This is a genomic window from Cyanobium sp. T1G-Tous, from assembly GCF_024345455.1.
Classification (GTDB): Bacteria; Cyanobacteriota; Cyanobacteriia; order PCC-6307; family Cyanobiaceae; genus Cyanobium_A.
Window position 1 is genome coordinate 1 of record NZ_JAGQBD010000048.1, and the last position, 5,820, is coordinate 5,820.

General features: G+C 62.9%; 9 protein-coding genes. 5 read left to right on the forward strand and 4 right to left on the reverse strand.

The features are described from left to right. Window positions 1-613: 613 nt before the first annotated feature. Window positions 614-898: a hypothetical protein gene (locus KBY75_RS15125; protein ID WP_255024546.1), complete on the reverse strand. Its 285-nt coding sequence runs from the start codon at window positions 896-898 to the stop codon at window positions 614-616. Between the two features lie 183 nt (window positions 899-1,081). Between KBY75_RS15125 and KBY75_RS15130 the strand changes: the two genes are divergently transcribed. Together KBY75_RS15130 and KBY75_RS15135 are read left to right on the forward strand one after the other, a co-directional pair. Then, window positions 1,082-1,306, forward strand: a complete 225-nt coding sequence (locus KBY75_RS15130; RefSeq protein ID WP_254937283.1) for a hypothetical protein — start codon at window positions 1,082-1,084, stop codon at window positions 1,304-1,306. After that, window positions 1,296-1,718, forward strand: coding sequence for an NUDIX hydrolase (locus KBY75_RS15135; protein ID WP_255024547.1), 423 nt, complete (start codon window positions 1,296-1,298; stop codon window positions 1,716-1,718). Before KBY75_RS15130 ends, KBY75_RS15135 begins: the two co-directional genes overlap by 11 nt. Window positions 1,719-1,961: 243 nt before the next feature. On the opposite strand, the gene KBY75_RS15140 is transcribed toward KBY75_RS15135, so the two are convergent. Then, on the reverse strand, window positions 1,962-2,639 hold the full coding sequence (locus KBY75_RS15140; RefSeq protein WP_255024548.1) for a serine/threonine-protein kinase: 678 nt from the start codon (window positions 2,637-2,639) through the stop codon (window positions 1,962-1,964). Beyond that, a complete protein-coding gene (locus KBY75_RS15145) occupies window positions 2,639-2,788 on the reverse strand; it encodes a hypothetical protein (RefSeq protein ID WP_255024549.1) in 150 nt (49 codons plus the stop codon). Before KBY75_RS15145 ends, KBY75_RS15140 begins: the two co-directional genes overlap by 1 nt. A 262-nt stretch (window positions 2,789-3,050) precedes the next feature. Here KBY75_RS15145 and KBY75_RS15470 point away from each other — a divergent pair, with 262 nt between their 5' ends. The 3 genes from KBY75_RS15470 to KBY75_RS15155 are packed head-to-tail and all read left to right on the forward strand — an operon-like array spanning window position 3,051 to window position 4,232. Further along, window positions 3,051-3,467, forward strand: coding sequence for a DUF2252 family protein (locus tag KBY75_RS15470; protein WP_396098456.1), 417 nt, complete (start codon window positions 3,051-3,053; stop codon window positions 3,465-3,467). After that, window positions 3,448-3,786, forward strand: coding sequence for a DUF2252 family protein (locus KBY75_RS15475; protein ID WP_396098454.1), 339 nt, complete (start codon window positions 3,448-3,450; stop codon window positions 3,784-3,786). The genes KBY75_RS15470 and KBY75_RS15475 overlap by 20 nt, the downstream gene beginning before the upstream one ends. Continuing rightward, window positions 3,783-4,232, forward strand: coding sequence for a DUF2252 family protein (locus KBY75_RS15155; RefSeq protein ID WP_255024550.1), 450 nt, complete (start codon window positions 3,783-3,785; stop codon window positions 4,230-4,232). Before KBY75_RS15475 ends, KBY75_RS15155 begins: the two co-directional genes overlap by 4 nt. Before the next feature lie 282 nt (window positions 4,233-4,514). On the opposite strand, the gene KBY75_RS15160 is transcribed toward KBY75_RS15155, so the two are convergent. Beyond that, window positions 4,515-5,820: glycosyltransferase (locus KBY75_RS15160; RefSeq protein WP_255024551.1), on the reverse strand; the 1,306-nt coding region annotated here is incomplete at its 5' end.

Genomic DNA, 5,820 nt, shown 5'->3' on the forward strand with positions numbered 1-5,820 from the left:
ATCATCCAAGGCGACGAATTCAGGGATAAATGCACCAGGCTTTTGCTTGTAGTCATGCAAGATTTCTTCCTTATTCACTCTATTGAAGCCCCAATTGCCCAGCATAGGTTCCACTGGCAGAGCTGAGGTGGCGAATGAAGTCCCCTCGACCTATTGAGTGAGTGCATGGATCCAGGGTCTTCTCGGCAGAGCTGCGGCGTCGTTGGCTGTCAACTCTTTTTTTTGGGGGGAGAAAGCCCCTGAGGACTGGGGTTTGCCGTGCCCAACAGCGCTGCCGGTGCTAAGACCCGTGCAGGGAAGGATGGTCGGTCCATGGGCGAGAGCAGCCCATGGTGCAACGCGCAACTGCCTGAGTTTCACCGTAGCCGGGCTGTGGCCTGATCTGGCCACCGATGCCGCCTGATCCGTGGCTAGCACCAAACTCCAGCACCGTGAACAAGGTGTACTGGGCATAGGGATCGACACCTGCATCACCTGCACCATTGAGCAGGGTTAGATCACCAAGCCAAATTGCTCCCTGGCAGGGAGCCACAACGGTCCAGCCATGACGATGCAAAGCCCCCTTCCCCCTAGAAACGACTCACACGATCAAGACGAGCGTGAGCTCGCGCAGTTAGTTGGTGATCTCGCTGTTAACGAATGGTCTGGCGTAGGCGATGAAGTTGGAGCTGCTGCGGTTCACCCACTTGCAGTCATGGCTGCATGAGGCCTTGATTAACTCAATTGCAGCAAGCTTCTCGAGGTCTTCTTTGGGATGGCCGGTGCGGCGGGCGTAGTTGCCAGCAGTGCTGCCGCTGCCTCGCCAGTGCTGGTTTTGCAACCAGATCACCCCCTGGAGGAAGGCATCCTTCAGGTCGTCATGGGCGGCGTTGTGAAATCCAAAGCTGGGCCTCAGCAATGCGGCGCTCCACCTCGTAGCGAGGGGGGGCCTTCCCCGTCCACAGCGTTGGCCGCATCACCCATGAGCTCGGCGGTGGACCGCAAGGTCTGCATCCCGGTGCTCACCTGACGCTGCCAGGACTTAAATGAAACCTCCGTTGGCGGATCGGCCCGTCAGCATGGTGATACCCGTGATCACCCCGTGCTTCTTAACCCGTTCTGCCCGCTCAGCACGGCCAAGGTGCTGAGCCTCAAGGTCACCGTGCTGCTATTGCTCACCCTGCTGATCAAGGCAAGGGTGCAGATCCTGGCCGGTTCGGCCATCGGAATCTTTCTATTGCTTCTGCAGACGCTGGTGTTTCTCGCCATCAGCGGTGGCTTGGTGTTAGCGGCCGGCAGCAGCTTGAGGACGCGCCATGGCCGTTGAAGTCGCCTTGGCGATGCTGCAGCGGGATGGCCGCTGGCTAATGCAACTGCGTGACGAGATCCCCTCGATCGTCGCGCCTGGCTGCTGGGGACTTTTTGGCGGGCACCTTGATCCCGGCGAGACGCCGGAGCAGGCCCTGCGACGGGAGCTGCTAGAGGAGATCAGCTGGCAGCCCGAAGCGACGGAGCTGGTGATGGTGCATCACATCCACCGGCGCACGGCCCATGTGTTCCGGGCCGAACTGTCGGTGCCGCTAGAGCAGCTGCAGCTGCTGGAAGGCCAGGACTTGGCCCTGGTCAGCACTGAGGAGCTGTTGGTTGGAGCCATCTGGAGTGGCCGTTTGGGCAGCCATCGCCCCCTGGCCGATGGATTGCTGGAGGTGATGCAGCACGTGCTCACTCAGCAGACTTGAGACACAACAAAACCCGGCGCGTTGACCCCGGGAATTTGCCTGCTCAGCCGTCGTTTAGTCCCAGGGGGTAGTGCCCAAGGGGGTCGGGCGCAGCTGCGCGAGTTTGGTGCTCGATGACAGCCTGATCGTTTTCAGATCAGAGAGTTTCAGTTGTGGTCGGAGCTGCCAGCAGGGGCTGGCAAGGGCAATTGGGCGATCGACACCGGTCTTCACGGGAGGCAATTGGAGTTCATGAAGGGGAGTTCATGGCCCAGGGACCTGCCCCCTGATTCGCCGCACCAGGCGATAACCGCGGCGTACCCCATCGAGGACACTGCCCGGCACCCGCAGTCCAAGGTGGCCGATCAGCGGCCGGTAAAACGTGCGGTAGGCCCAGCGCAGGTCTTGCCAGGCCCGGCATGGCTGAGGGTTGAGGAAGTCGGAGATGTCCACAATCAGCCCCCGGCCCCGGTGCAGCATCAAGTTGCGCCCATGCACGTCATGTCCATGCAGGCCGTGGGCCATCGCGTAGGCCAGCGCTGCATCCACGTCGTCGATCACCTGCGCGGGGATGGGGATGCCCTGGCGCAGACAGTCGTACAACGTGGTGCCCTGCAATCGCCTCAACACCAGATACCCCGCCCCCACGTGGAAGCACTGTGAGAAGGCGGGGTGATGGCCAATCCTGCGGTACACCTCCGCCTCTTGCTCCAGGCCTGGGCGCTCCGGGCCGTAAACCTTCACCGCCAGTAAAGGGTGGTGGGGATGGTGCAATACCGCCGCGTAGTTACCGCAGCCAAGGGTGCGCCATGGCTTAGGCAGATCCTTCACCAGCACTGGATCGCAGGGATCCGGGCTGTGAATCTGGAGCTGCGGCAGCAGCTGGTGCTCAATGCGATCGAGCAGCTGCGGCAGGTCTATGGGCGAACTCTCGCCTGCCATCAGCAGCAGAGCGCTGCAGGGCTCTGGCGTCGTTGCACCCGCACCCGGTAGGCACCGTGGGCAGAGCCATGGTGCAGCGCCGGCGTATCAGATTGGGCCTCCAGGTGCCCCGGCCGCTCCGTGAGCGGGTGGAGTCGGACTTCCTGCATCGCCTATCGCAGTCGTTCTTGGTTCAGGCTGGGTCGGGTTCAGCGGTGATTGGGTCCTTTTGGGGATACGGGGAACCGTCCCTCTTCACTGCTCTGGCCTGGCCAGCGGCTGCGAGGTGGGTCGTTCAGCAGCAGGATTAGTTTGTGGAACATGGTGCGAATACCAGCTCCTCCACTCAAAGTTCAAGACCTGAGCCGCTGGGCCCCTGCTGCAGACCGGCGCAACCCGATTGCGGTCTGGCAGGAACAGTAGGCCGATCGCCTGCCTTGGCTCGTGCCCGTGCGCCACAGCCGCATGGCTCACGACGCCTTTGCGTTCTATCGCGGCACCCCGGCGGTGATGGCCCATGACTTAGGCAATGCATCAAGCAGTGGCCTGGAGGTGCAGCTCTGCGGCGACTGCCACCTGGCGAACTTTGGCTTCTACGCCTCGCCTGAGTGGAGGCTGGTCTTTGACCTCAATGATTTCGACGAGACCGTACGCGGACCTTTTGAGTGGGACCTCAAACGGCTGGTGGTCAGCGCTGTACTCGCTGGGCGAAACCTGGCTCTGATCAGCCACCAGCCACCAGCGACCAGCAGGGCCGCGTGGCAAGGCGCAGCGCATCGATGTCAACGCTTACATCAACGAGCTGGAGCACCCACCGCTACGGCAGCACGTGCTCAAGGTGAGCGGTAAGGCCAGGGCCCGCACCCGCATAGAAGCGGCTGGCAAACTCTGCGAACGGGGAGCTGATGGGCAATTCCAACTGCGCCATGCCCCCCCTCTGTTCTGGCGCCATGTCGTGCTGGATCGCAGGTGGACCTCCGACATCGACTGGCGCGATCTGAGCCAGAAGATGCTGGATTCATACCTGTGCTCCGTCCCTGCCGAGGTTCGCCACAGGCTTCAGCACTACCGGCTGGTGGATGCGGCGATGAAGGCTGTGGGCGTGGGTTCGGTGGGCACCCGCTGCGCCATCAGTCTGTTTGTGGGCCCCACCCTGAAGACCTCTTGATCCTCCAGAGCAAGCAGGCCGGAGCGTCGGTGTTTGAGCCCTACGCCACAAGCCCATCACCCCAGCATCACGGCCAGAGGGTGATCGAAGGGCAGCGGCTGATGCAGACCGTGAGCGACCCGTTTCATGGCTGGACAAGCGGTCTGCAGCGGGATCACCGTTATTACTGGCGCCTGCTGTGCAACTGGAAAGGGTCGGTGGACCTGGCCAAACTGGATGCCAAGGGTCTGGAGCTCTACGGCGAATTGTGTGGTCGAGCTCTGGCTAAGGCCCACGCGCGTTCGGGGGATCGCCAAGCGATCGCGGCCTGGCTGGCCGCCGGCAAGGTGTTTGACCAGGCTCTGGAGGCCTTTGGCCTGCACTACGCCGATCAAGCCGAACGTGACTACCGGCAGTTCATGCAGGCGATCAAGGAAGGCCGACTTGAGGCCAGGATGATCTTCTAAGGCCTTCGGCTGCTGGCTGAGGTTCTGCTGGTACGGGAACGACGATCTCCGTCCGGCGCTGGAAACCTTGATGGGCGAGCAGGAGGAGCAAGCCGGCTGTGTGATCAACCGCACCTACGTGGTGCTGGCGGCTGATGGGGTAATGGGTTCCACACCCTGGCGGCTGCAGAAATCGCCGGCATCAGCGCGCTGGCTGTCCATCCCAAGAGTGAACGGGCACGAGGCTTTTACGAGCATTTCGGCAATCAGGGTGTCTGCCTGCAAGGGGCTGGCTCGAGTGGCCTAGGTCTCTTGGGCCGAAGGCTGGGGTTCCAAAAGCGTCTCCAAGGCCGCTACAGCTGTGGCGAGGCCGTTCTCCGCAGCGAGCTGATCGCGGAGCTGCTCGGCCCTGCAGCGGTAGCTGGGGATCTCCGCCATCGACCGCAGGCACTCCGCCAAGGCTGGGGCCGTGAGCGTGGTGTGGTGATGGGTGGCCGGGCTGACGCCGAGTTCCTCCAGGGTTCGGCCCCAGGCAGGCTGGTCGGCGAAGAAAGCCACCACCGTGGAGGGAATCCCACTGCGCAGGGTGGCGGCCGTGGTGCCGGCTCCGCCGTGATGCACGGCGCCACGCAGTTGCGGAAACAGCCAGTCGTGGGGGCACTCCTCCAATAGAAACACCGTGGGGGGAAGGTCGTCAGAGGGCACCACCCGGCCCCAGCCCGGCGAGAGAATCAGGCGCTGCCCCGCCAGCCGAGCGGCTTCCACCAGCACCTCGCCCAACGACGCGGGATGGTGCGGAATCATGCTGCCGAAACCGGCATAAAAAGGAGGTGGCCCGGCCTCGAGGAAGCGCTGCAGATCCAGAGGCGGGCTGTAGCTCTCCGATGTCGACGTGGGGTTGAAGCAATAGCCGGTGATCTGGGCATGGGCGGGCCAATCCGCCGGACGCTCCAGCACACGGCAGCTGAACAGATGGAGAATCGGTGGCGATTTCAACTGATGCGGGGCATCGCGCCGCTCCCCAGCACCGGTCCAGGGCAACCGCGGCAATCCCAGCTGCTGGCTGCGGAAGTCCTGGATCAATCTGGATTCCTGGCGCCATTTGATCAGACGGAAGGCTCGGTAACTGAGTCGGTTCAGCTGACGCTTCAACCAGCTGGTGGAGTGCTGGCGGGCAGGGAACTTCAAAAAGGGAAAAGCCCCGGTCGCCACCACCGGGATGGGGCTGAGCACGGCGAAACGACATCCCTCGGCTTCGGCGAGGTGATAAGCCCAAAGCGCCAGCGGTGGTGCCAGCAGCAGATCGCACCCTCGGATGGCCTCTCGGGCGGTGCTCAGCCACTGCAGCAGCAGGGCATCGTTCACCAGTCGCACCGGCTTGCCCTGCATCAGCTCCAGTCCGGCAGGGGAGCTCAGCAGGTCGCGGAAATTACCGGGCAAGGGGGCAAAGGCAATTGCGGCCTTCCGGGCCGCATCGGCGAAATTGGTGCTGCCGATCAACGTGACGCTGTGGCCGAGGCGCTGCAGCTCAAGCAGCAAGGCCAGATAAGGCTCTAGGGAAGCTCTGGGCAACAGGGAGTTAAGTGCCTCTTGAGACCGGGCAAAGCTG